General features: G+C 47.0%; 1 pseudogene. It reads right to left on the bottom strand.

Going from position 1 to position 1,314, the window contains the following annotated elements:
* Positions 1 to 13: 13 nt before the first annotated feature.
* Positions 14 to 1,062 (bottom strand): annotated as a pseudogene (locus tag ACR2PX_RS03610) (ISAzo13 family transposase).
* Positions 1,063 to 1,314: the final 252 nt, after the last annotated feature.

Raw genomic sequence — 1,314 nt, 5'->3', positions numbered from 1 at the left:
AGGCAAGTAGTACTTAAGAAGTTACCGGCCTTGGCGCTACAGTCACAGTGACATCCCATTTCTTTAGTTCAGGGTGACGATCAATATGAGGTTTGATTTCTGACAGACTCTCCCGGCTCAGGCCAATTCCCCTCTCGTAGACTTTATCCAGTAAATGGGCAATGGGGTTAAGACACTTCCATGTCATACTCTTTGTCCATTCCAACACAGTCACAACTTTGTCCAGCAGTGTTCCGTTCCAGTGGTTTTCAAGGAATGACCAAGAACGCTCGATTGGATTGTACTTGCTATGGTAGGGGGGATAATACACCAGCCGAATTCTCAAACCGATCCGTTTGGCAAACTCGACCATTCGCAACAAGAATTGAGTGCGATGGCTGTTACTCTCTGGGCCATTATCAGCATAAATAATCAATTCCTCCGCCTTCGGGTTAGCGTTCCTGACTTGATCCCACCACAGCTCCAGTGCATCACAGATAAAATCGCTGGTTTTATAGGACGTACCATAGTAGACATAGAGCTGGTCAGTTTTCAGGTCCAGGATGCCAAAAGGAATCATTTTTGTCTTGGTCGCCATATCGTGATCAAGAGCCTTCACGGCCTCAACCCCGCGAGCTTTACCTCCTCGAGAAAAGTGGCCAAGATTGACAGTGGCTTTGCAGTCGATACTGATCTGGAGAGTACCGGGTTTCTGATCCGCCTCTTGCCTTACGAGGCGGATATTTTCAAAGATGGCATCGGTTTCCGGAATTTTTTTTCGGGCTTGGTTTTCTGGACTTTACGCAGTCTGTAGCCCAGTCGATTCAGTATATTGCTGATGGCTCGCTCTTTTGGCAGCTGGTTCTCTTGCCAGCCCTTTTCGTCTACCAGCTTCTGGCGTACAGATTTAGCTGTGATGCGGGTATAGGCAAAGGTATTTTGTAACTGGGGGTCGGCCTGACTTTCTGGGTCAACAAGGCTGCGGATGTCTGTTTCCAGTTTTGGAAATGTTTCTTCTGCTTTTTTCTTACCGCAAGGCTCGTAGTTTCCGAAGCAGATCAATCCCGTGCGTTTTTCATTCATTCCGAGTTCAACGGCCTTGCGGCCAAAACCAAACAAGGTTTCTGTCATGCGAGGGTTACTGTCACAGAGAGTTTCCGCGATCTCTGCAATAAAAGCCCTTTTATCAGGGCCTTTCAGATATTTTGCGGCCAGTTGGATCAGACCTTTGTATTCGGAAGAAACTTCAGCGACAGGCATTGGCGAATCAAACATAAAAACTTGGTAATTGGGTAGAAAACAATACCTTGGTAACAGCTGATTTGCTACTCCCCT

This window comes from Endozoicomonas sp., assembly GCF_051008435.1.
GTDB lineage: Bacteria > Pseudomonadota > Gammaproteobacteria > Pseudomonadales > Endozoicomonadaceae > Endozoicomonas_A.
This window is presented reverse-complemented; position numbering and strand designations above follow the sequence as displayed.